Raw genomic sequence first — 22,622 nt, forward strand, 5'->3', positions numbered from 1 at the left:
ACTCGGCAGGGCGTCAGCCGGGGGCCGCGACGGTTCCCGGCTAGCGCGCCTGTGCGCGCAACGCGGGCATTCGCGAGATGATTCTCGAGTGTCTGAGGAGAGCTCCACTGTCGAGTCGGGTGCCGCCGAACGTCTGATCTTCTTCTCGGACGCGGTGGTTGCGATCGCGATTACGTTGCTCGCGCTCGAACTGCCGATACCGACTGGAGCCACCGCACACGCGCTGTGGTCCTCATTTCGAGAAAACGACGACGAATACCTGGCCTTCTTGCTCAGCTTCACGGTCATCGCGGCCGCCTGGAGCCAACATCATCATGCGTTTCGCTACGCCGAACGCAGCGATCCGCGGTTGCGGACGCTCAACATGATCTGGTTGCTCACGATCGTTCTCAACCCCTTCGCGATGAAGTTGCTAACGTCAGAGAGCCACGACACGCTCGAGGCGCACGCCTTGCGGTACGGGTTTTATTCGCTGCTACAGGTCCTGGCGAGCGCCACGTTCCTCCTCATGGTGCATCACATGATTTCGAAGCATCTGCAAAGCGCAGACGCTCCTCCTTCGCTGATAACCAACGCCAACTGGCATGCCTTCAGCCTGATCCTCGGGTTCGGGCTGTCCATTCCGGTCTTTTTCGTGACGACTCACGGCTGGCTCTTGTGGATCGTCATACCGCTGCTGACCGTCCAGATTCGGCGGTATCGGCGCCGCAAGAGCACTGTCGTAGCAGCCTCGGAATGATGCGCATCCAAGACGGCGCTCGACTACGAATAGCTCATCGTGGACGTCGAACGTTGTCAGGTCATCGGGCCCGAGGGCCAATGCCAGCTTCAGTCAGGACATCTCGCCGGGTTTCACGTCGTCCGAGGCGCCGACTTCCGCGTAACTGTGTGGGACGAGAACGTGGAGGTGCATCTCGGCGATATTGGCCCGGGCTCACTCGGTGATCCTGACGATGTGCCCTGGGTTGACACTTTCAAGCCGACATAGCGCCATCGCTGAGGGTGACAAGTCGGTCGCTGTCGGTTACTCTCTGCCCAACACCTGAGTCGGCCCGGGCAGTCATCGACGATTGCCCGGGCCGAACCAATTCGATTGCCCGGGCCGAACCAACTGACTGCCGAGCCCTTTCGTCGAGCTTGCCCGCGCGCCCATGCAGCCAATCCGTCGCGAAATCTCTGCAACCTGGGCCCGCGCGACAGGCGATGCGGATCTTGGTATCTGAGCGGCTCGATCAGGAGGCGGGTATCTGCGATATTCGGATCATGTTGCCGGATGGGTCGCGGAACGCACAGTCCCGCACGCCCCACCCCTGATCCATCGGCTCCTGGAGCACCTCTGCCCCGGTGGCACGCACCTTTTCGAACATGGCATCGAGATCGGTGGTGGCAAATGCTGCTCCATTGAGCGCGCCCTTAGCCACCAGCGCTTGGATCGCATCGCGGTCGGTCGGCGACGTGTAGTCCGACAGAACGATTTCGACATCCGGTTGGGACGGCGAGGCGACGGTCAGCCAGCGGAAGCCGTCTTTCGCGACGTCGTAACGCAACTCCAGCCCGAGAGCGTCGCGGTAGAAGGCGAGCGATAGGTCTGGGTCTAGGACCTGAATAAAACAGTGTTTGAGCGAGATATCCATGGCGACGACTCTAGGCAGTCACCGACCTCGTCGCTTCTCCGTTTCTGCTCGGCCTGGCGCGGATCTTCGTGACGCATGCCGGGATGTTCTCGGTGCCGCTGTGGTCGCGATCGCGGTAGGCAATCGGGCTCACCCCGACCAGCTCGGTGAACCGAGAGCTGAACGAGCCGAGCGAAGTACAGCCCACAGCCATGCACACCTCGGTCACCGAAAGGTCGCCAGGCCGGAGCAGCGCCTTCGCTCGCTCGATCCGTCGCGTCATGAGGTAGCTGTACGGCGTCTCGCCGTAGGCGGCACGAAACTGTCGGGAGAAGTGGGCCGGCGACATGAGCGCCGCCCTCGCGAGGGTCGGAACGTCCAGCGGCCGCGCGTACTCGCGGTCCATGAGGTCGCGCGCCCGGCGCAGGTGCGCCAGGTTGGCCAGCTCGTCGGCAGTCACGCACCAAGCGTAACCGCGATGAAGAATCAGCACGTGAATTGGACCGATTCGGAGTCGGCGGCCCGCACCCCCGATCGGTGACCCGGGAGGTCACCCATTCGGTGACTCGGGGGTTACAGCCGTGGATCCACCGGTTCGGATTCAAGAGCCAGCACGCCGAACACGCACTGATGCACGCGCCACAGCGGCTCGCCGCGCGCGACCCGATCAAGTGCCTCGAGGCCGAGGGCATACTCGCGCAGGGCGAGGGAGCGCTTATGGCCAAGGCCGCGCGAACGCAGCCGTCCCAGGTTCGCCGGCTCGGTATAGTCCGGCCCGTAGATTATCCGCAGATACTCGCGACCTCGAACCTTCAAGCCTGGCTGGACGAGCCCCTTGCGTCCGCGTGTCAGATTCGCGGCCGGCTTGACGACCATCCCCTCGCCCCCAAGCGCCGTCAGCTCCGACCACCACTCGGTTGCGGTGGCAATTGAGTTCGCGTCGGTGGTGTCAACGAATATCCGCCGAGTTGGCGTGAGGAGTTCGCTGTCCGCGGCGACAAGTCGATCCACGACATCAAGGTGCCATGCGTGGGGTTGGTCCTGATAGACACTTCCCTCAGTTGCTAGCACTTGAAACGGCGCGAGCCGCAGTCCTGTCAATCCTTTGGTCGGCCAGCAATAGCGTCGGTAGGCGTCAGCAAACGCTGCGGCGTTGACGCTCCTGGAACGAGTCCGTTCGAGGAGTTCATCGACGTCGAGTCCGGCTGCGGCGGCCTTGCGTAGCACTTCGACCGCGACCGGTAGGGAGGCCCGCGCCGCTGCTCCGACTGCTGCGTACTGATCTCGCAAAAGCTGCAGTGCCTTGGCACTCCATGGCATCAGCTCCATATCGAGCAGTAGCCAGTGCGTGTCGAGTTCATCGAACAGGCCAGCCGTCTCGGCTGCCACTCGCAATCGATCTAGGAGTTGGCGAGTGAGCTCGTCGGATAAAAAGGCGCGCCCCGTACGAGTCCAGATGGCGCCCAGCTGATCACCTGACGCGCCAAACCTGGCCCGGGCGGCCTCCTCGGACCGGCATACGAGAGCGATGGCTCGCGAACCCATGTGCTTCTCCTCGCACACAAGGTGATCTACGCCGTCGGTTCGGAACGCCTCGAATGCCTGCTCAGGGTGTTCGAGCAGGTCCGGCAGCGTCGAAGTGGCGACGGGGCTCATCGTCGGAGGCAGGTAGAGCAGGAATCGCGGGTCGATCGCGAAGCGGCTCATCACCTCCAGCGCGGCTGCTGCGTTCTCTTCTCTTATCCCAATGCGATTGACGTACTGGGTCTCGACGACGCGGCTGCCGGTCACGTCGGTGATGTCGAGTACCTCGGGGTCGCGACGCCCCGCGGTATCGCTGACGAGAGCATCAGGGCTGGTCGGAAACGGCTTAGCTGGCTTGTAGTAGACCTCCGCCGCCGGAACCGATACGAGTTCCCGTTCGGGGTAACGCAATGCGGTCAGGCGGCCGCCGAACACACAGCCGGTGTCGAGGCAAAGCGTGTTGTTGATCCACTCCGGTGCCGGAACCGGAGTGTGACCGTAGAGCACCATCGCCTTGCCGCGGTACTCCTGTGCCCATGGATAGCGCACCGGTAGGCCGTACTCGTCGGTCTCCCCCGTGGTCTGACCGTAGAGGCAGAACTCCCGCACCCGGCCAGACGCGCGACCCTGGTAGCGCTCCGTGAGCCCGGCATGCGAGACCACGAGCCGACCGTCGTCCAGAACGTAGTGGCTGATCAGGCCATCCATGAACTGTTCGATATCGGCACGGAACTGTTCCGGTTCGCCGGCGAGCTGGGCAAGCGACTCGGCGAGGCCATGGGTGACCTGGACATTGCGCCCGCGAAGGGAGCGCAGCAACTTGCTCTCATGATTTCCTGGCACGCAGAATGCGTCACCGGCCGCGACCATACCCATCACGAGTCGTAGCACCCCAGGGGTGTCAGGACCCCGATCGACGAGATCGCCGACAAAGACTGCACGTCGGTCGTCGCGATGCGCACCGACCGCACGCCCCTCGCCGTCGCGGCTAATGGCGTAGCCGAGATCGGTCAGCAATACTTCGAGTTCGGCCCGGCAACCGTGGATGTCGCCGATGACGTCGAACGGTCCGGTCTCGTGCCGCAGATCGTTGTAGAGCTTCGTCCGAGATACTGAGACGTCGGCGACGTCTTCTGGGCCGCGGAGTGTGTGGACGGTACGAAAGCCTTCGCGCTGCAGCCCTTTCAGGCCGCGACGCAGTTGATCGCGCTGGCGGCGGATGACGTCTGCACCGAAGTCACGGTCAGCACGGGCGGCGTTCCGTGACATGCAGACGCTCTCCGCAACGTCGAGCACTATCGCCACCGGCAAGACGTCGTGTTCGCGCGCGACGGCAACGAGCTGCTTGCGCGCCTCGGGCTGGACATTCGTTGCGTCTACGACGGTCAGTCGGCCGGCCTTCAGCCGCTTGCCGACAATGTAGTGCAGCAATTCGAAGGCCTCAGGCGTCGCTGCCTGATCGTTCTCGTCATCGGCAACCAGCCCGCGGCAGAAGTCCGACGAGATCACCTCAGTCGGTCTGAAGTTCCTCCGACCGAAGGTCGACTTTCCCGAACCTGTAACGCCGATCAGCACCACCAGGCTCAGCTCGGGAACCGTTAACTCACGTGTCATGCGGCCACGACCTTGCTGAAGATCGCCATTTGCGTAGGCGCGCCAACTTCTGGGTCATCCGCTCCGACCGGAACGTAGCGGACGGTGTAGTCGTACTCCACGGCGACCGTGTTCCCCCAATTCTGGAACTCCGATCGGGTCCACTCGAATCTATGATCGCGGTGACGCATCGTCCCAGCCTGCAACGCCTCGAATCGCACGTTGTACTCAACATTCGGGGTCGTCACAATTACCGTCGCAGGCGCGGCATAGCCGAACACAGTTCGTTCAAGCGCGTTCAGGCGCGGCAGGTCAACGTGTTCGATAACCTCCATCAGCACCGCAGCCTCCAGGCCGGCGAGCCGGTCATCCCGATAGGTCAGGGCGGACTGAAAGATCTGTAATCGTTGGCGCTGAGGCTCGGTCATCTTGTCCAGGCGAAGCTTGCGACCAGCAATCTGCAGCGCCCGCGCCGACACGTCTACAGCGACGATCTGATCGATACCGCGCTCAGCGAGCAGGTCGCGGACGAGCACGCCTTCACCGCAGCCCAAATCCGCCACGGTCCGCGCCCCGGATGCCCGAACGGCGGCAAGTACCGCACCGCGCCTTTGCTCGGCTAGAGGCACGGGACGTTCGGAGTTGTCTAGGTCGAGCGCGCCCTCGACCGCGTTGTCGAACTCCTCGGGCTCGGCATCATCGACCTCTGCCAACCTTGCCATCGCGGACTGTTCAAGCTCGCGGCGGTGGGCCAGATATCGACGGCTGATAAGGGCTTTTTCTGGATGGGTGGCCAGCCAGCCACCACCAGCTCGGATCAGCTTGTCAACCTCATCATCGCTGACCCAGTAGTGCTTGCCATCGTCGAGAACAGGCAGCAGAACATATAGATGGTTGAGGGCATCCGCCAGCCGCACACAGCCGGTCAATCGGACGTCCAGGTAACGCGAATCTCCCCACTCAGGGATCGTCGGATCCAGATCGTTCGTCGTCGCAGCGACCTCCCAGCCGATCGGCTCGAAGAGCCGACGCAGGAGCTCGACGCCACCGCGACACGGGACCGCCGGAACGTGAATTTCGAGCGGGATGGGTGTCTGAGCAAGCTCCGGACGGGCATTGCAGCGGCCCGTCAGCGCCGTCCGGAAGACATCCTTCAGCGCCATCGCCAGCATGCTCGACGCCGCGTACGGGCGGTCATTGACGTACTGCCCGAGGGCGAATCCGTCGCCTGAGGGGCCCTTTCGCCCGCGGACAAGCGCGATCGGATCTACCTCGACCAGCAGCGCGACGGTACAGCGAGCCTCGGTGCTCTCCGGGTAGAAGACATGCGCAGTCCCCACCGACTCCTCGAACGACTGGACCCGGCCTGGGTGCTTGTGAAGCAGGTAGCCCAAGTCGGTCGCAGGTTCATGAGTCGTGGAGATCGTTAGGAGCACAGTGTGCCAGTCTGCCTTACGGCGACCGGATCGTCGCCCGGATTCCAGATTGCGGACAACGTGTTGTCGACAAGCTGTCACCCAACAGATCCTCGACGAACAAAGAACCTTCGAAATTAAGGATAATCTGCCTTGGCGACTGTCGGTTGTTGACGCTAACGTCGAGCTATGCAGATCGTCATTGACGCTCACGACCCTTCCCTCTTGGCGGCGTTCTGGGCCGGTGCCCTGGGCTACGAACTCGACGCCCCGCCGCCCGGTTTCGAAACCTGGCCCGACTTCCTTCGGGCTCAAAACGTCCCGGAGTCGGAATGGAACTCGGCCTCAGCCGTTCGCGACCCGGCCGGATTGGCGCCACGCGTCTTCATCCAGCGCGTTCCCGAACCAAAGACCGTCAAAAATCGGGTGCATATCGACCTGCAAAGCGGCGGCGGCCCCACGGTCGACCTGGATGAGCAACGCCGACGGGTCGATGCCGACATCGAGCGCTTGGTCGCGTTGGGCGCCAGCCATCTCCAGACCCGGCAGGAACTTGGCATCGTGTGGGCCGTCATGCAAGACCCGGAGGGTAACGAGTTCTGCACATGATCTGATCAGCTCCGCGCCGTCGGCAGGCTGCCTTCACCGAGCGAGGTACAGTCTCTCCACTCGGTATCGCAGCCTTCAGCAGAGTGGGCCTCGATTCGCCATGAGCGAAGCAGAGGTGCTCTTCGTGTACAAGCTGGTTGGTGTCTGATGCCGTATCGCGGTATGGCTGACGACTTTGCTGAAATCGCCCGAACCATCGCACGGCAGCCGAACCTGCCAGCCACCCTAAACGCGATCGTCGCGCACGCGGCACATACGATCCCGGCCGCTGAGGAAGCCGCAATCACGGTCAAGCAAGGTCGGGGCAAATACCAAACCGTGGCAGCGACGGGAGACCTACCTATCGCCGTTGACACAATTCAGTACGAGACTGAGGAAGGTCCCTGCGTCGACAGCCTTCGCGCACACCGGGTTTTTCATACCGACGATCTGGCAGCCGATGGCCGCTGGCCGGTTTTCGGTCGCCTCGCAACCCGAGCGACTCCTGTCATGAGCATGCTGTCTCATCCGCTTTACCTCGAAGACGAGGAAACGCTAGGCGCCCTGAACCTGTATTCGACCAAGCCGGCGGCGTTCACCACGACCAGCGTGCAGGTACTCAATACTCTCGCTACCCACAGCGCAATCGCCATCGCTAAAGCAAACGCCGAGCACCGCAGCGTGCATTTGCAGGTCGCACTCGCCACCAACCGCACGATCGGCGTGGCAATCGGAATCCTGATGGCGACCTACAAAATGACCGAGCAGCAGTGCTTCGACATCCTCCGGATGGCCAGCCAGAATAGTCACCGAAAACTGCGCGATGTCGCACTGGGCGTGGTCGATACCGGCACCCTCGACCTGCGGCCATAGCCGGGTGCCGGGATCAATTCTTGCGCAGGTCTTGCGAGGAATCCCTATGCATATAAACATTAATCTCGACCGTGATGCATTGCAGAGACGTCGTTGACGCCAGAAGTTCGGCCATGTGAACAACGACAGAACTGCACCCGGTGCGACATTTCTCGCTCCCGGATCCGTCGACAGTGCTCGATCTGGGCTCGTAATCTCGTGCTATGCACCCCTCATGTTATGGGGTTGAAATCGCTCGGGCGTTGACTTGTGTCAGGTTCTTATGGTGACGGTGGTGTCGGTGGTGGCCCATTGGTAGAGCCAGGTCATGGCGGCAAGCGGGAGGTGGACGCAGCCGTGGGATCCGTTGGCCTGGTACTGCGGGCCGCCGTAGGGGAAGGTCTGCCATGAGGCGTCGTGGAAGCCGAAGTCGCCATTAAATGGCACCCAGTACCGGACGAAGTCGCTGTATCCGGGGCCGACGAGGTAGCGGTTCGTTTGTTTGTCTTGAACATGCCAGGTGCCAAGCGGGGTACCGTCCCCGACGTTTTCGGCTCCTGTGGTGACCAGGGTCGAGTACACCTGCGTCGTCGCCTGACACATCCACGCGCGTTGCTCCGAAACGCTGACCAGGACCAATCTGGGTTGCTGGTTTGTCGCACAGGGGGTGGCATCGGCAGCAAGCTTGAGCATCGGTGCTGCGAGATGCTCGTTCGGTCCAAGGGACGTGGGCACGGATCGCGCGAGCGGTGTCGGTTCAAGGGAGCGCAAGTTAGCTACGTCAGGGGAATCCGTTCTCAGGTTCAGCGCGGCGAACACCGTGGCTACGATCAGCACAGGCAAGGCGTATGCGCGCCATCCGTACCTCGCGGTGAAGGCGCGCAGCCGACTCGATGGCCGCGGGTCGCGCTCGGTGGCACGGTGGCCGCCTCGCGTCGACCGCGCACTACGCGATGTCACCAAGCCATCATCGCAGATCGAACTATCCCCCACGCATAAGCCGACGCGAGTTGGCATCAGCGACTGAAACACTCCGACAAACTCTCCGAGCGATTAGGCCGTGATGCCGCTGAGCGCGGAGCCGAACTGGAGATCGCCTTTGCACGGGAACAGGGACAAGACGTCCACCATTGGTGGACAGCTGTCACCTATGGGTCGCAGCTGCGCGTGTCTGCAATTGCAGATACGGGATTCAACCGCTCCTTGCGCGTTCTGTCGTCGGGCTCGTGCACACTTGAGCCATGAACCCCAGCGACCGCTCCAACATGACCTGCCTCGGCGCATAGTCACGCCGGCCACTATGGCCGCCGATGTGTCGAGGGGTCTGCCGGGAGCGCACGATGTTACGAACGGTTCGATGTTGGATCGTCGATGGCCTGGAGGCTCTCGACTCGCTGCTTGATCGCATACCGGCGGTGTACCGCCACGAAGGCAACTGGCACTTATCCCCGTACGGCGACTGGGGCTGCCGGCTTGGCCTCGCGCTTAAGTCCTCGCAGCTTGACGAGCGTTGGGGTACCGAGTGCTGGAGCGCTCCTCGGTCCAGTTCAGAACTCGATTTCAACGACGACTGAGGGGTAACAGCATTTACCCGGAACCGCGAAAATGGTTCAAAGGGGCAATGCCAAGTGGAGAAGTCAGTCCGGGTCCGGTGGCTCCAATCCCGCCCGATTGGAGCCACGCAACCGCGACATACGTGGTGAGGTTGGTCTCTCTAGCTGCCTCGCGATCTATTCAGCGTTCCCGGCCTGGCCATCCTCGTGTTCAACAGATCGGCGAGCGAGATGGGGTACTCCAACGGGACCAAGGGGCCGAACGGACCCTCTGCCGTCACCGTGGCCTTGTGGACTACCCCGACCGAAGCTGGCGCGAGATCGAAACCAACTCCAACGGCCCAATTGAGGATGCGTCCGGGCGGCAACGATTGAATACCTTGCGCAAGCTGAGCCTGCGCCTCCGAGGCCTCAAGGCTACGATCACCGGTCGGCAGCGGTGGGTCGAGAACTACTTTGATGTTCGTTGCCACAGTCGGACCCGAATTGCCGACGATCAGCAGGATTAGTCCGCCCTCTTCATCATCCGGACGGACATCGACCCACACATACGGCTGCGCTGCGTCACGGCGAAGCTGGGCTTGCAAAGCCGTCTGAGCCTTACTCGCATTCCCCGCTCTCGCCCCGTAAAACAACGCGATAGCGGTCAATGCCAACGAGCCGATCGCTATCCAAGTTTGTGTATCCACGGCGAGATCATGTCACTCAAGGTCGGCGTCCGGCTCCACTTCGTCGACCAGGTCGCTCGCGGCGTCGACATCGCTCGGACATTTGATAAGGCCGGCCATTTCCTCGTACCGCTGTCGGTCGAACGCATGTTCGATGTCGAATTGGCTGCCGAATATGCCGGAATGAGCATCGGCTGACCCTGAAGATACGTGCCTGCTAAATTCGCGTGCGTGAAGACACTGGGGGCGGTCACGATCGTGTTGCTGTTGTCTTCATGCTCAGGCAAGAACACGGGTGGCCTGCTCGCGTCTGAGGCCCCCTCATCCCACCAGGTTTTCCTGAATCTCATGCATGACTTCACGCCGATCTGGACCGACTACCAGGATGACCTATGGGGCCAGCAAGTGTGTGTCGACCTGGATGCAAAAGAGAACCCGCTGGGTCAACCCCCTGGCGACGAAGCGCAGCGTCAGATCGTTATCCAAGCAACCCGCACCGCCACGGACGCGTTTTGCCCACGCTCCCGAGGTGTCTTGGACAAATACGTCTCGAAGTTCAGATGACTCGCTGTTGACCGCGCCCGCGACGGACATCGCACTGTGAGATAAGCGCCTGTCCTTGACGGCAAAACTCAGAATGCAGAGCAGGCCTCCGTGAATCTTTCGCACCCTATCGCCCGCGTGACCCTCGGCGGACAGACCCGCGAGCCACGCTGAATCTCGCCGTAATTCAACCGATTCAGCGGAGGGTTCTCCCACCGGGGCAGCACGTGATTCTTTAGCGCGGCCTCGTAGCGAACGCGGGTAGACGGCTTCAGATTGATCTTGCTCGCCAGCCACACCTCGGCCATTTGTCCGACGGTGGTCTTGCCCGCTTTTGGGTCAACGTAAGTGCCGCTCAGTATGTTGTGCTGAACCGATGTCACGTGATTCTCGGCGTCGGACTCCTTGCGGAAGACCTTGGACCTCTCGCGTCCGCTCGGATCAATCCACCGCACCTGATACGTGGAGTTCGGTGTCTTGCGAATGTGGCCGCTCATCGCTCGCGATCCTGAAGCGAATCGATCCAAGCGTCCAGATCGGCGCGGCGGTACCGCACGTGCCTTCCGATTCGAAAGCCTCGCGGCCCGTCACCTCGTGAGCGCCAGCTGCACAGGGTCGCTATCGGCACCTGCAAGTGCTCGGCCACATCGCTGATCGTCATTAGTCGTTCTTCATTTTTTGTCTTCATGTATGAGGCTACGAGGATCGGCCAAATAGTGTGCAGCCGACGGTGGCAGGCCTGCTCGCTCGGACGGAGTTTCCACGGAGTTTCGCCGGAGTGAGGTTCTCTAAGTGGATGTCTGAAAGCGTTATCTGAACCGTATTTACTGTGGGCGATACTGGGATCGAACCAGTGACCCCTGCCGTGTGAAGGCAGTGCTCTCCCGCTGAGCTAATCGCCCGCAAACGTGCTGCGGCAAACCTGAGGTAGCTTACATGGTCACTCGATCGCTCGATTCACAGCACAAACCGCCACCCGGCGTAAGCCAGCGCGGCGAGGAACGCCAACCCAGCGAGTCCGATTAGACCCTGGACATACCGTGGTTGCGTCAAAGCCCAGTCAGTCCAGCGCCGCAGTGTTCGGCGAGCAAAATTCAGCAGGCGCTGGGCCCAGACGAACTCTGTCGCCCAGACCGCGAGACCCAGAAAAACGATCGCCCAACCCGGGCCTGGAAGCGGAACCAGTAACAATCCGAGCGCGACGATGGCCCCGCCGACGACCCCGACACCGATGCGCCAGATCATCCGGCCACCCGGCAGTCGAACTACCTTGTTCCGTAGCGGGAGTAACCAGCGCGGCGGCGACGGTTGCCGGTCCGCGCCGACGGCAGCAAACTCGGCGCCGTTCGCCTCTGCCACCATCGCTCCGCTCCACGGGCGCGGATGCAGTACCTATGGCAGCTCCGCGGTTGCCCGTTATAGATCGCCCTGTCATACAGGGCAACGTCGGAGGTCCTCGCTTAAGTTCCCGACAGGTTACGGACGCACCGCCAGGCTGAAGTCACCGAACCACGAAATCTTGTCCACCCGTACGTAGGCGCCGGTGTCAGGGGCATCCAGCATGTAGCCGGCTCCGAGGTACATCCCGACGTGGTGGAGGTCGCTGCCAAACAGCACCAGATCACCGGGCAGCAGCTGATTCACCCCAACCCGGACGCCCTGCACTGCCTGGCTTCCCGTGTAGTGCGTGAGGCTGACGCCTGCTTTCGCCCACGCCCATTGGGTAAGCCCTGAGCAGTCAAAGGTCGTTGGGCCGGCCGCGGCCCAGACATAGGGGTCACCGATATGGGCCAATGCCGCGTCAATCGCAACCTGTGCCCGCAGCGGTCTGTACCCCGCCGGGTACCCAGGCAGCGCTGGATGAACCGTTTTGCCGTTCGCCGCCAGCACCGGGGCGGCCCCGATCAATCCAACGCCCGCTCCCCCCGGAGCTCCCACGGAATCGTTGGCGTAGACCTGCAGGGAGCGCGAAGCGCCGGCTCGGCCACCCGTCTTCGAAGCCGGGTAGGTACCCAGCGATTGCGTTGCCCCCATCACGGCTTGCTCATCGACGGCTTTCGCCGGAGTGGCCGCGACGAACGCCGGAATGCCTTTGACAGCAGGCGGTTTCGCAATGCGGCCGGCCGCCTGATCTAGCAAAGCCCGGGTCGCAATCGAGATTCGGGTAGCCGAGTTGGCAGTCGCCGGGAAGCTCGCCGCCCTCGCAGCACCGGTCTTGATGGCCTGAGCCTGGATCGCGGCCGCAGCCGTGGCCGTGAGGGCCACGTTCAACGATTCCGGATCCCCCACTGGGGCAACGCTGAGCATTCGGCACGGCAAGATGGTGTTTCCGCCTGCTGCCGTGTTGATCGCGACCGCACAGATCAGGTAATTGCCTGGCGGCAATGGGGCTTGCATTGTGTACGCAAACCCGTGGTACGGCCCGTACCCGCGATAACGTGCGGCCAGATCGGGTCGTGATTTGTTGGCGAGCGCGGAGCCGTAGGAGCGTCCGTTGATCATCAGGTCGACATCAGTCGCGGCCCAGGTCCCTGGGTCCAGAGTCCAACCTTGGACGGACAGCAGTCGAGTCTTTGCCGTGTAGCCGATTGCGTCCAAGTTGCCGGTCGGCTTCCAGGTTGCCGCGGTGGTCGTCGTCGGCCCGACAATGCGTGGAACGACGAAGCCCTTGCAGGTGATGTTGAAGTCAGCACCCGCGGCGAGGTTTCCCGCTATGAAGCAGAGTCCGTGCCGGCCCGCAGGCAGAGTGAGCGAACCCTTGAAACCACGATTCGGCCCGTAGGCAGGGTGTGATTTGGCCACATCGGGTCGAGCCCCATTAGCGAGCGCTGACGCCACCGGAACCCTGTCCAGGGTGACGACGACCCGCACGACGCCGGTCACGCTCGGGTCGACGGCCCACCCCGAGTAAGAGACCACCGCACCCTTGATCGTCGCTGAATCGAGGTAGCCCACGGGATTTGCGGTCGCTGCACCTGCGGCGGTCCCGGTTGTGCCTAGCACGGTGACCGTGACGGCGGAAGCGATACCGAAGGCGCACAAGACGGCGAGCAGGGCGCGGAGGCGACGAGACATGCGGTACAACTTTCATGGAGACGTCGGATGGTCGAGCTGCCCGCAGTCCCCCACTACGCACGCTACTTCACAGAAGATAAACAAAAGTTAAGGGAGAGTACAGACCTCATGGGAAATTTCTCGGATTTGCGCACGTGACACGCCGAGAATTCCGCCGGTTCTGCTCCGCTTCGGTTACTCACTGTGACCTAACGCTCCTAACAGGCCCGCTCGGGATGGCCGGTCGCCTGTGAAGTCCGGCCACGCCCGATCACTCGGTCTGCTCGTCGGCATGGGTCTCGACGCCATCTTCGGCGACCCGTCCCGCGGCCATCCGGTTGCCGCATTCGGCACGGCGGCGTCGGCGCTCGAAACGCGGATCTGGGCCGATACCCGCAAGCGGGGACTGATCTTCTCTAGTGCCTGCATCTGCGCCACAACCGCGGTTGGCATCGCAATCGAGCGCGGCGTGCGTCATCGCCCGGCCGCCGAGACGTTTGCTGTCGCACTCGCAACGTGGGCGGTACTCGGTGGCACCAGCCTGCGACGCGAAGCCGCCTACATCGACGGCCACCTCCGAAAGAACGACCTGCCCGCGGCAAGAACGAGGTTGACCCACTTGGTCGGACGCGATCCTTCCGACCTGGACGCCGGCGAGATTGCCCGAGCCACAGTGGAATCCGTCGCCGAGAACACCTCGGACGCGGTGGTGGCTCCCTTGTTCTGGGGCGCGATTGCCGGGGTGCCCGGCCTGCTCGGGTATCGCGCCGTCAATACCCTGGACGCCATGGTCGGGCATCACTCCCAGCGCTACGAGAATTTCGGGTGGACGGCCGCCCGGCTCGATGATCTGGCCAATCTCGCGCCAGCCCGATTCAGTGCGGCGCTCACCGCTCTCGCCGCCCCGCTGGTCGGCGGTAGCCCGCGCGACGTTGTTCAGATAACTCGCCGAGATGGGCGCAAGCATCCCAGCCCCAACGCGGGCTGGTGCGAAGCCGCGTTCGCCGGCGCACTCGGCGTCACGTTGGGCGGTACCAACAGCTACGGTGGCCGCATCGAATCAAGGCCGTTGCTCGGTAGCTCGACGTCGGCACGTCCGGTTCGCAGCAGTGATCTGACACGCGCAAACCTGTTGAACCTCGCGGTGTGCGCCGCTGCAGGCGTCGCCGCGTCCGTCCTCGCTCTCGGCCTCGCGGTCGGATCTGGCTTGCGGCGAAAGCAGGTGAGGCGGTGACGCGCGGTTCCCTGCTGGTCGCGGGGACAACCTCTGACGCCGGCAAGAGCGTGCTCACCGCCGGCATTTGCCGGTGGTTGGCGAGGCAAGGTATTCGGGTCGCCCCGTTCAAGGCTCAAAACATGTCGTTGAACTCGATGGTGACTGCCGACGGCAGCGAGATCGGTCGCGCCCAGGCTATGCAGGCGGCGGCCTGCGAAGTCGAGCCGGAAGCAGCGATGAACCCGGTGCTGCTGAAGCCGGGTAGCGACCGTTCATCTCAGGTCGTGCTGATGGGAAAGCCGATCGGTGATGCGGACGCCCTGTCTTACCGCGACCTGAAGCCGCGATTGGAACAGACCGTGCATGCGGCCTATGCGGACCTGCGATCGCGATTCGACGTGGTCGTCTGCGAAGGTGCCGGAAGCCCCGCCGAGATCAACCTGCGCAGCCGCGATCTGGCCAACATGGGCCTGGCGCGCGCCTTCGACCTACCCGTGCTGATCGTGGGTGATATTGATCGTGGCGGAGTTTTCGCCTCGATGTTCGGGACCTTGGCGGTGCTGTCGGCGGCCGATCAAGCACTGGTTGCTGCCTTCGTGATCAACAAGTTCCGCGGGGATTCACGGCTGCTGGAACCAGGCTTGCAGATGCTGCACTCGATGACCGGGCGGCCAGTGCTGGGAACGATCCCGTGGCTCGACGGTCTGTGGCTCGATGTCGAGGACTCGCTCGACCTGCAGAGCCGCCCGCACAGCAGCGAAGCGGCGCTCGGCCTCGATACGCTTCGAATCGCGGTGGTGCGCCTGCCTCGGTTGTCCAACGTCACCGATATCGATGCCCTGGCGGCAGAACCTGGCGTGCAGGTGCGGCTCGTGACCCGCCCTGAAGAACTCATCGACGCTGATCTGGTGCTGCTGCCTGGTAGCCGTGCCACTGTGTCGGACCTGGCGTGGCTTCGCGAGTCAGGCCTCGCCACCGCTATCGAAAGCCATGCGGCAGCAGGTCGCCCCCTGCTCGGGATCTGCGGCGGTTACCAGATGCTTGCCACCACGATCATCGATGAGGTCGAGAGCAAGTCCGGCGCTGTCGGCGGGCTCGGCTTGTTACCAGCCAGGGTCGAGTTTGCTTCGAAGAAAACCCTCGGCAGGCCAGTAGGAAAGGCACTGGACGAGACCGTCATTGGTTACGAGATTCACCACGGGATCGTCCGCGTCGAAGGCGGTGCCCCATTTCTGGACGGGTGCCAGGTGGGCAACGTCAGAGGCACGACTTGGCACGGAATCTTCGAGAATGACGCCTTTCGCAGGGCGTTTCTGACCGACGTGGCCGCGGCTACGGGCCGCCGCTTCGTGGTCTCGACGTCGACCTCGTTCGCAGGCCTGCGGCAAGCCCGGCTGGACAGTCTTGGCGACGCTGTGGAGCAGCACCTGGACACCAACGCCTTACTGAACCTGATAGAACGCGGTTCGCCGAGCAACCAGCCGACCGTCACGATCGGCCTGTCGAGCTGACGAGCTGACGAGCTGACGAGCTGACGACGACCAGCCTTTACACCCGGCGCAGCAAATAGGTGTCCATGATCCAGCCCTTTGCCGCTCGGAGCGCCGACTTTCGCTCGGCTATCTCGGCAGCGACCGCACTGAGCCTGCCCGAGATCAAGACCTCGCTGTCGGTTCCGAGGTAGGCGCCCCAGTAGACATCGATCCGGTCCGCGTCAGCCAGTTCGGCGGCGGCAAACCCCGCGTCGAGCATGACGACGATATTGTCGAAACCAGCCGGGATTCCCTCGGCCAGGCGGCGACCTGTCGTGATGTGAATGGGCTCACCGATCCTGTTGAGCGGCAACCGATGCCTGGCGACCAGAACTTGGATCGCGCTGATACCAGGGATCACCTCGTACTCGAAAGTCACTTCGCCCCGAGCGATCAGCTTATCGATGATGCGGATCGTGCCGTCGTACAGAGTTGGATCGCCCCAGACCAAGAAAGCACCGGTGCCATCCTCGTCCAACTCCTCGATGATGGCGCGCTCGAACAACCCGGCGCGCAAGTCGAGCCAGTCCGCGACGGCGCCTTCATAGGCCGCCGCGCCACGGTCGCGCGGCGGCTCATCGATCGAGACGAAGCGGTAGTCGTTGCCGACGATGAAACGTTGGCAAATCTCGCGACGGATACTGATCAGCTCGTCCTTGGACTCACCTTTGTCGACGAGGAAGAACACATCCACCCGGTTCAGCGCCTTGACGGCCTGCTGCGTTATGAAGTCCGGATCGCCGGCACCGACACCGATCAGAATGACTGTGCGCATCAGCGGGCCTCTAGATCGCCTTCTGTTTCAAGGTAAACCTGACGCAAAGCTTGCAAAGTCTCCGGATTAGGTTCACTCCAGAGCTTGCGATCAACCGCCTCCAGTAGGCGCTCGGCAATACCGTGCAATGCCCACGGATTCGACTGCTCCATGAACTTCCGATTCTGCGGATCCAGCACGTACTGCTCGGTCAACTTCTCATACATCCAGTCCTCGACGACACCGGCCGTGGCGTCGTACCCGAAAAGGTAGTCGACAGTCGCCGCGAGCTCGAATGCCCCTTTGTATCCATGTCGCTGCATCGCACTGATCCACCGCGGGTTGACCACTCTGGCTCGAAAGATCCGCGCGGTCTCCTCGCTGAGCGAGCGCGTCTTCACCGTGTCAGGACGGGTGGAGTCACCCACATAGGCGCGCGGTGCCTTACCGGTCAGCGCCCGCACAGTGGCGACCATTCCACCGTGATACTGGAAGTAATCGTCTGAGTCGATGATGTCGTGCTCGAGCGTGTCTGTGTTCTTGGCCGCGACATTGATTCGCTGATAGGCGGTTTCCATATCCGGACGCGCGCCACGACCGTCAAGCCCACGGCCGTAGGCGAATCCGCCCCAGGCCGCGTAAACCTCGGCCAGATCGGCATCGTCACGCCAGTTGCGAGCATCGATCAAAGGCAACAATCCCGCACCGTACGAACCTGGCTTGGAGCCAAAGATTCGAGTGGTGGCACGACGTAGATCGCCGTGCTCGGCCTGATCCTCGGCGACGTGTGCCTTGACATAGTTCTGGTCGTCAGGTTCGTCCAGTCCGGCAACGAGGCAGACCGCGTCGTCGAGCATCGCCACCACGTGCGGAAACGCGTCCCTGAAGAATCCACTTATCCTGACGGTGACATCGACCCTCGGGCGGCCCAACTCGGTCAAGCTGATCGGCTCGAGCGAACTCACGCGCCGAGAGGCTTCGTCCCAGACCGGTCGGACGCCGAGCAAAGCCAAGACCTCGGCAATATCGTCGCCGGAGGTCCGCATCGCGGACGTGCCCCACACCGACAGGCCGACCGATCGCGGGTACTCCCCGGTCTCTGCGAGATATCTCGCGACTACCGATTCCGCGAGGGCCTGACCGGTCTCCCACGCCAGCCGCGACGGAACAGCTCGCGGGTCGACGGAGTAGAAGTTGCGACCGGTGGGCAGCACGTTGATCAGGCCGCGCAACGGTGACCCGCTGGGTCCGGCCGGAATGTAGCCACCGTCCAGAGCGTGCAACGTGTTCGTGATCTCGTCGGTCGTGGCTGCCAGCCTGGGAATGATCTCGGTAGCTGCAAAATCGAGAATGCGTGCCACCTGCGGATTGGGAGCAGTCAGCAGCGACGCGACGATCTCTTCTCCACTCACAGCCCAATCGCGATCGTCCATAGCTTGGATCAATGAACGCGCCTGCGCTTCGAACGCATCGGTGATCTCGCTGCTTTCAGCACCTTCGGTGTGGCCGAGGGCCTCTCGCAGGCCCGGCAGCGCTTGCGCCTCACCTGCCCACATCTGCCGGGCGCGAAGCATTGCCAGAACCAGGTTGACCCGTGCTTCACCCTGTGGCGCAACGCCGAGGATATGCAAGCCGTCGCGGATCTGTGCGTCCTTGATCTCGCAGAGCCAACCATCAACGTGCAGCAACAGATCGTCGAACTCGGCATCGTGCGGCCGGTCGGTCAGCCCGAGATCGTGATCAAGTTTAGCCGCCTGAAGCAAGGTCCAGATCTGCGCTCGGATCGCCGGCAACTTCGCAGGATCCATCGCCGCGATCTGGGCGTGCTCGTCAAGCAGTTGTTCCAGCCGGGCCATGTCGCCATAACTCTCGGCTCTGGCCATCGGAGGCACGAGGTGGTCAACCAGCGTGGCGTGCACCCGACGTTTTGCCTGGGTGCCCTCGCCGGGGTCGTTGACCAGAAACGGATAGACCAACGGCAGGTTCCCGATCGCGGCGTCGGGTCCGCAGGACGCCGACATGCCCGCATTCTTACCCGGTAGCCACTCAAGATTGCCGTGCTTGCCGACATGCACCATCGCGTCCGCACCAAACTCACTGGCAAGCCAGTGATAGGCGGCCAGGTAATGATGGCTCGGCGGCAGGTCTGGATCGTGATAGATCGCGATGGGATTGGCGCCGAAACCTCGCGGCGGCTGCACCATGATCACGACGTTGCCCGCCCGCAGCGCCGCGAGCACGATCTCACCCTCGGGCTGTTGACTTCGATCGACGAACAGATCACCCGGGGCCGGACCCCAGTGTTCTTCGATCCGCGCCCGCAGATCGGCTGGAAGCGTACTGAAGAAGGCCTGATACTTCGCCGCGGACAACCGAACCGGGTTGCCCGATAGCTGATCTTCAGTCAGCCAATTCTCGTCCTGGCCGCCAGCAGCGATGAGCGCGTGGATCAGGGCATCACCGTCGCCAGCCGTGACGCCCGGCAACGCCGCCTCGCCGGTCTCGGGCCCGATGTCATAACCCGCTGAACGCATCGCCGCCAGCAAGGCCACCGCCGAAGCGGGCGTATCCAAACCCACCGCGTTACCGATGCGCGCATGTTTGGTGGGATAGGCCGACAGCATCAGCACAATTCGTCGCTCAGCCGGCGGCAAGTGCCGCAGGCGAGCATGCTTCACGGCGATACCGGCCACCCGCGCGGCACGTTCGTGATCGGCAACATAGGACGTCAGCCCGTCCGGCCCAACCTCCTTGAACGAGAACGGGACGGTGATCAGCCGGCCGTCGAATTCCGGAATGGCGATCTGCGTCGCGGCATCGAGGGGAGACAACCCCTCGCCGCTGTCCTCCCATACCGCTCGCGAGGAGGTCAGACAAAGCCCTTGCAGGATCGGAACGTCCAGCGCCGCCAGCGCGCCGACGTCCCAGTCCTCATCTGAGCCGCCCGCGCCTACGTCGGCGGGCTTGCTACCGCCCGCGGCGAGGACCGTTACCACCAGCGCGTCAGCCCTGCCCAGTGTGTGCATGAGCTCTGGTTCGGAAACCCGAAGCGAAGAGCAGTAGATCGGCATTGGTAGGCCGCCTGCGTCCTCGATCGCGTCGCACAGCGTATGCACGAAGCCGGTGTTTCCAGCCAGCTGGTGAGCGCGGTAGAACAGCACCGCGACGACGGGACGGTCGACGGCGATGTCGTCGACCGAAGAATTCGGACGCTCCAACGCGCCCCAGGTCGGCGTCTGCGCGGGAGGTTCGAAGCCGAACCCGGTAAGCAAGACTGCATCCGACAGAAAGTTGTAAAGCTGGCCCAGATTCTGGCTGCCGCCCTGGGCGAGGTAGACGTGCGTCTCGGCCACCAAACCACCGGCAACCGTGGACAGCTCCATCAGCTCCGCATCAGGTGCCTGCTCGCCACCGAGCACCACAACGGGCAGACCGGACGCGAGCACCCTGTCCAGGCCGTCCTCCCAGGCTCGCCGACCACCGAGAATCCGAACTACTACGACCTCGGCACCCTGCAACAACTCATCGAGTGCGCCCGGCAGGACTCGTGCCGGATTGGCCAGCCGGTAGTCGGCCCCGCTTTCCCGGGCGCTCAGCAGATCGGTATCGGATGTCGACAACAGCAGAATCACGGGCAGTACTCCAAGCTCTGGCGAGGTCCGCGCCCCGGTGAGTTTTTGCTGCGACAGAGAGTTCCTGGCTTCGGAGCACCCGATTTCGGGCTATTTCACTCTCCGTGACAGTGGCGGGACCGCACCGGATTCACACCGGTTTCCTGCACATGACGCTGCATCTTTCGTCCACAAGCGTCCCACACCGTCTCGGGCAGCACCGCGCCGCTCTGAAACATCCACATTGGGCCGCGCCGTACGATCCCCCTCATGGCCGAGACCCGACTGCGCAGCGATGCCTGCCCAGGCGCGCTCACTGTGCACGTGGCTGCAGACGGCGGGTTGGCCCGGGTTCGATTGCCCGGTGGGCTGATCACGGCAGCGGCGCTACGGGTGCTGGCAACGGCCGCCTCCGACTTGGGCGATGGCGAACTCGAACTGACCTCCCGGGGCAATATCCAGCTCCGTGGCCTCGCTCCAGGTGCGGAATTCGACCTCGGTGAGCGTATTGCGGCAGTGGGGCTGCTCCCGTCGCCATCGCATGAGCGCGTACGCAACATCGTCGCTTCGCCGTTGGCTGGAATCGACCGGCCAGACATCCCGAGCACTGGTCAAACGACCGAGCTCGCGGAGCTGGCGCAGGAGCTGGACCGCAAGCTGTGCGCCGAACCGATGCTGGCCGAACTGCCGGGTCGGTTCCTGTTCGGCCTCGATGATGGCCGCGGCGACATCCTCGCCCTCGAGCCGGACCTCACTGCGTTTGCGAGTACCCCAGGCCGGTTTCAAATCTGGCAGCCGCACGCAGATCGAGGCTGCGAGGTGCCGGTCGAAGGCGTCACCGACACGCTGGTGGCCGGCGCACTGATGTTTCTGCAGGAACGCAAGGCAACAAACTCGAAGGCTTGGCGCATCAGTGAGCTCCCGGACTCAGCGCGGCACGTGACTGACCGGCTCATCGCTGAGTTCGGTGCGTCGCCCGCGGCCGGCACGCGCGGACCGCTGTTCGCCGGCGTACCGGCAGGCACAGCCGAACCAGCAGGCATTGTCGAACAGCCGGATGGACGTTCGGCCCTGGTGGTTCTGGCACCGCTGGGTCGGCTCTCCGGCCAGCAGGTCCATTTTCTCGCGAGCAAGGCAGGCAGCCGAGGACTACGCATCACCCCGTGGCGCAGCGTCGTCGTGCCTGATCTGGTCGACGTGGGCTCGGTTGCCCAAGCGGCGGCTGAGTTCGGACTTGGCGTCGACACGGACTCGCCCTGGTATCACATCAGCACCTGCGCCGGGCGTCCTGGTTGTGCAAAGGCATTGGCCGACGTGCGCGCGGATGCCATCGCCGAGCTGGAACGATCGGGCACACCGCAATACACCGTGAGGTGGAGCGGTTGCGAACGACAATGCGGTCGCCCCCGACATACCGCAGTTCATCTAATTGCGACCGGCAACGGTTACCGACGAATGGAAAACGGAATTTCGTGATCGAGTACATCCGCGATGGATCAGAGATCTATCGCCAATCCTTCGCCACCATTCGCCGGGAAGCTGATTTGAGCGGCGTGGCCGCCGACCTGTCACCCATCGTCGTACGGATGATTCACGCCTGTGGAATGGTCGATCTGCCCGCCGACGTTGGGTACTCCCCCGGTGTTGTTAGCGCGGCCCGATCGGCCTTGCGCTCCGGAGCACCCATCCTGTGCGATGCGAAAATGGTCGCCAGCGGCATAACGAGATCACGATTACCCGCCGACAACGAGATCATCTGCACTCTCGACGAGCAATCCGTCCCCGAACTGGCCAAGCGCACTGGTACCACTCGTTCGGCGGCCGCGATGGATCTGTGGGGCCAGCGGATGGCCGGCGCGGTCGTGGCAATCGGCAACGCACCGACTGCCCTGTTCCATCTACTGGAGCTTGTCGAGGCCGGTGCCCCGAGACCGGCCGCGGTAATCGGCATACCAGTGGGGTTCATCGGAGCCGCCGAATCCAAGCAGGCACTCGAGCGCAACGTGCTCGGTCTGGAATATCTCGTGGTTCACGGACGCCGAGGTGGTAGCGCCATCACCGTCGCCGCCGTCAACGCAATCGCAAGCGAGACTGAGTGAGCGACGT

General features: G+C 63.1%; 22 protein-coding genes, 1 tRNA gene and 1 riboswitch. Of the genes, 10 read left to right on the plus strand and 13 right to left on the minus strand.

Going from position 1 to position 22,622, the window contains the following annotated elements; genetic code table 11:
- Positions 1-88: 88 nt before the first annotated feature.
- Positions 89-739: a TMEM175 family protein gene (locus ACSMXN_RS14425; RefSeq protein ID WP_022912170.1), complete on the plus strand. Its 651-nt coding sequence runs from the start codon at positions 89-91 to the stop codon at positions 737-739.
- A gap of 39 nt (positions 740-778) precedes the next feature.
- The gene (locus ACSMXN_RS14430) at positions 779-988 is read left to right on the plus strand and encodes a hypothetical protein (protein WP_022912171.1); all 210 of its coding nucleotides are present in this window, start codon (positions 779-781) and stop codon (positions 986-988) included.
- A 244-nt stretch (positions 989-1,232) separates the two neighbouring features.
- On the opposite strand, the gene ACSMXN_RS14435 is transcribed toward ACSMXN_RS14430, so the two are convergent.
- From ACSMXN_RS14435 to ACSMXN_RS14450, 4 genes are all read right to left on the minus strand, one after another.
- Positions 1,233-1,634 (minus strand): VOC family protein, encoded by a 402-nt coding sequence (locus ACSMXN_RS14435; protein WP_022912172.1) that lies wholly within the window; start codon positions 1,632-1,634, stop codon positions 1,233-1,235.
- 10 nt (positions 1,635-1,644) lie between these two features.
- Positions 1,645-2,019: a helix-turn-helix transcriptional regulator gene (locus tag ACSMXN_RS14440; protein ID WP_051148785.1), complete on the minus strand. Its 375-nt coding sequence runs from the start codon at positions 2,017-2,019 to the stop codon at positions 1,645-1,647.
- Positions 2,020-2,186: 167 nt separating this feature from the next.
- Positions 2,187-4,751, minus strand: a complete 2,565-nt coding sequence (locus ACSMXN_RS14445; protein WP_022912174.1) for a polynucleotide kinase-phosphatase — start codon at positions 4,749-4,751, stop codon at positions 2,187-2,189.
- On the minus strand, positions 4,748-6,166 hold the full coding sequence (locus ACSMXN_RS14450; RefSeq protein WP_022912175.1) for a 3' terminal RNA ribose 2'-O-methyltransferase Hen1: 1,419 nt from the start codon (positions 6,164-6,166) through the stop codon (positions 4,748-4,750). The genes ACSMXN_RS14445 and ACSMXN_RS14450 overlap by 4 nt, the downstream gene beginning before the upstream one ends.
- Positions 6,167-6,334: 168 nt before the next feature.
- Here ACSMXN_RS14450 and ACSMXN_RS14455 point away from each other — a divergent pair, with 168 nt between their 5' ends.
- Positions 6,335-6,754, plus strand: a complete 420-nt coding sequence (locus ACSMXN_RS14455; RefSeq protein ID WP_022912176.1) for a VOC family protein — start codon at positions 6,335-6,337, stop codon at positions 6,752-6,754.
- A gap of 162 nt (positions 6,755-6,916) precedes the next feature.
- The gene (locus ACSMXN_RS14460) at positions 6,917-7,606 is read left to right on the plus strand and encodes a GAF and ANTAR domain-containing protein (protein ID WP_035942565.1); all 690 of its coding nucleotides are present in this window, start codon (positions 6,917-6,919) and stop codon (positions 7,604-7,606) included.
- A gap of 252 nt (positions 7,607-7,858) precedes the next feature.
- Here the strand turns inward: ACSMXN_RS14460 and ACSMXN_RS14465 are convergent, their stop codons facing one another.
- Positions 7,859-8,545, minus strand: coding sequence for a L,D-transpeptidase (locus ACSMXN_RS14465; protein WP_051148740.1), 687 nt, complete (start codon positions 8,543-8,545; stop codon positions 7,859-7,861).
- Positions 8,546-9,299: 754 nt separating this feature from the next.
- The gene (locus ACSMXN_RS14470; protein ID WP_022912179.1) at positions 9,300-9,827 is read right to left on the minus strand and encodes a hypothetical protein; all 528 of its coding nucleotides are present in this window, start codon (positions 9,825-9,827) and stop codon (positions 9,300-9,302) included.
- A 9-nt stretch (positions 9,828-9,836) separates the two neighbouring features.
- On the opposite strand from ACSMXN_RS14470, the gene ACSMXN_RS14475 reads away from it, so the two are divergent.
- Together ACSMXN_RS14475 and ACSMXN_RS14480 are read left to right on the plus strand one after the other, a co-directional pair.
- The gene (locus ACSMXN_RS14475) at positions 9,837-10,004 is read left to right on the plus strand and encodes a hypothetical protein (protein WP_022912180.1); all 168 of its coding nucleotides are present in this window, start codon (positions 9,837-9,839) and stop codon (positions 10,002-10,004) included.
- A 33-nt stretch (positions 10,005-10,037) separates the two neighbouring features.
- On the plus strand, positions 10,038-10,370 hold the full coding sequence (locus ACSMXN_RS14480) for a hypothetical protein (RefSeq protein ID WP_155958274.1): 333 nt from the start codon (positions 10,038-10,040) through the stop codon (positions 10,368-10,370).
- A gap of 68 nt (positions 10,371-10,438) precedes the next feature.
- Here the strand turns inward: ACSMXN_RS14480 and ACSMXN_RS14485 are convergent, their stop codons facing one another.
- From ACSMXN_RS14485 to ACSMXN_RS14505, 5 genes are all read right to left on the minus strand, one after another.
- Positions 10,439-10,846 carry an N-terminal phage integrase SAM-like domain-containing protein gene (locus tag ACSMXN_RS14485; RefSeq protein WP_022912182.1) on the minus strand — a complete coding sequence of 136 codons (408 nt, stop codon included), beginning with the start codon at positions 10,844-10,846 and terminating at the stop codon, positions 10,439-10,441.
- A complete protein-coding gene (locus tag ACSMXN_RS14490; RefSeq protein WP_022912183.1) occupies positions 10,843-11,037 on the minus strand; it encodes a helix-turn-helix domain-containing protein in 195 nt (64 codons plus the stop codon). Before ACSMXN_RS14490 ends, ACSMXN_RS14485 begins: the two co-directional genes overlap by 4 nt.
- Positions 11,038-11,179: 142 nt before the next feature.
- Positions 11,180-11,251: transfer RNA gene (locus ACSMXN_RS14495), tRNA-Val, on the minus strand.
- 55 nt (positions 11,252-11,306) lie between these two features.
- Complete coding sequence (locus tag ACSMXN_RS14500; RefSeq protein WP_022912184.1) at positions 11,307-11,711, minus strand: TIGR02611 family protein; 405 nt, start codon at positions 11,709-11,711, stop codon at positions 11,307-11,309.
- A gap of 114 nt (positions 11,712-11,825) precedes the next feature.
- Positions 11,826-13,424, minus strand: coding sequence for an NlpC/P60 family protein (locus ACSMXN_RS14505; RefSeq protein WP_022912185.1), 1,599 nt, complete (start codon positions 13,422-13,424; stop codon positions 11,826-11,828).
- Between the two features lie 229 nt (positions 13,425-13,653).
- Between ACSMXN_RS14505 and ACSMXN_RS14510 the strand changes: the two genes are divergently transcribed.
- Positions 13,654-14,637 (plus strand): cobalamin biosynthesis protein, encoded by a 984-nt coding sequence (locus ACSMXN_RS14510; protein ID WP_022912186.1) that lies wholly within the window; start codon positions 13,654-13,656, stop codon positions 14,635-14,637.
- On the plus strand, positions 14,634-16,130 hold the full coding sequence (locus ACSMXN_RS14515) for a cobyric acid synthase (RefSeq protein ID WP_022912187.1): 1,497 nt from the start codon (positions 14,634-14,636) through the stop codon (positions 16,128-16,130). Before ACSMXN_RS14510 ends, ACSMXN_RS14515 begins: the two co-directional genes overlap by 4 nt.
- A gap of 37 nt (positions 16,131-16,167) precedes the next feature.
- Here ACSMXN_RS14515 and cobF read toward each other — a convergent pair whose 3' ends face one another.
- On the minus strand, positions 16,168-16,926 hold the full coding sequence (gene cobF / locus ACSMXN_RS14520) for a precorrin-6A synthase (deacetylating) (RefSeq protein WP_022912188.1): 759 nt from the start codon (positions 16,924-16,926) through the stop codon (positions 16,168-16,170).
- Positions 16,926-20,537 (minus strand): cobaltochelatase subunit CobN, encoded by a 3,612-nt coding sequence (cobN, locus tag ACSMXN_RS14525; protein WP_022912189.1) that lies wholly within the window; start codon positions 20,535-20,537, stop codon positions 16,926-16,928. The genes cobF and cobN overlap by 1 nt, the downstream gene beginning before the upstream one ends.
- Positions 20,538-20,575: 38 nt before the next feature.
- A riboswitch (cobalamin riboswitch) is annotated at positions 20,576-20,741 on the minus strand.
- Between the two features lie 45 nt (positions 20,742-20,786).
- Between cobN and ACSMXN_RS14530 the strand changes: the two genes are divergently transcribed.
- Together ACSMXN_RS14530 and ACSMXN_RS14535 are read left to right on the plus strand one after the other, a co-directional pair.
- Positions 20,787-21,992 carry a nitrite/sulfite reductase gene (locus ACSMXN_RS14530; RefSeq protein ID WP_022912190.1) on the plus strand — a complete coding sequence of 402 codons (1,206 nt, stop codon included), beginning with the start codon at positions 20,787-20,789 and terminating at the stop codon, positions 21,990-21,992.
- Entirely contained in the window at positions 21,989-22,615 is a 627-nt protein-coding gene (locus tag ACSMXN_RS14535) for a precorrin-8X methylmutase (RefSeq protein WP_022912191.1), read from the plus strand. Before ACSMXN_RS14530 ends, ACSMXN_RS14535 begins: the two co-directional genes overlap by 4 nt.
- Positions 22,616-22,622 lie beyond the last annotated feature (7 nt).

Source organism: Parajatrophihabitans canadensis, from assembly GCF_053764775.1.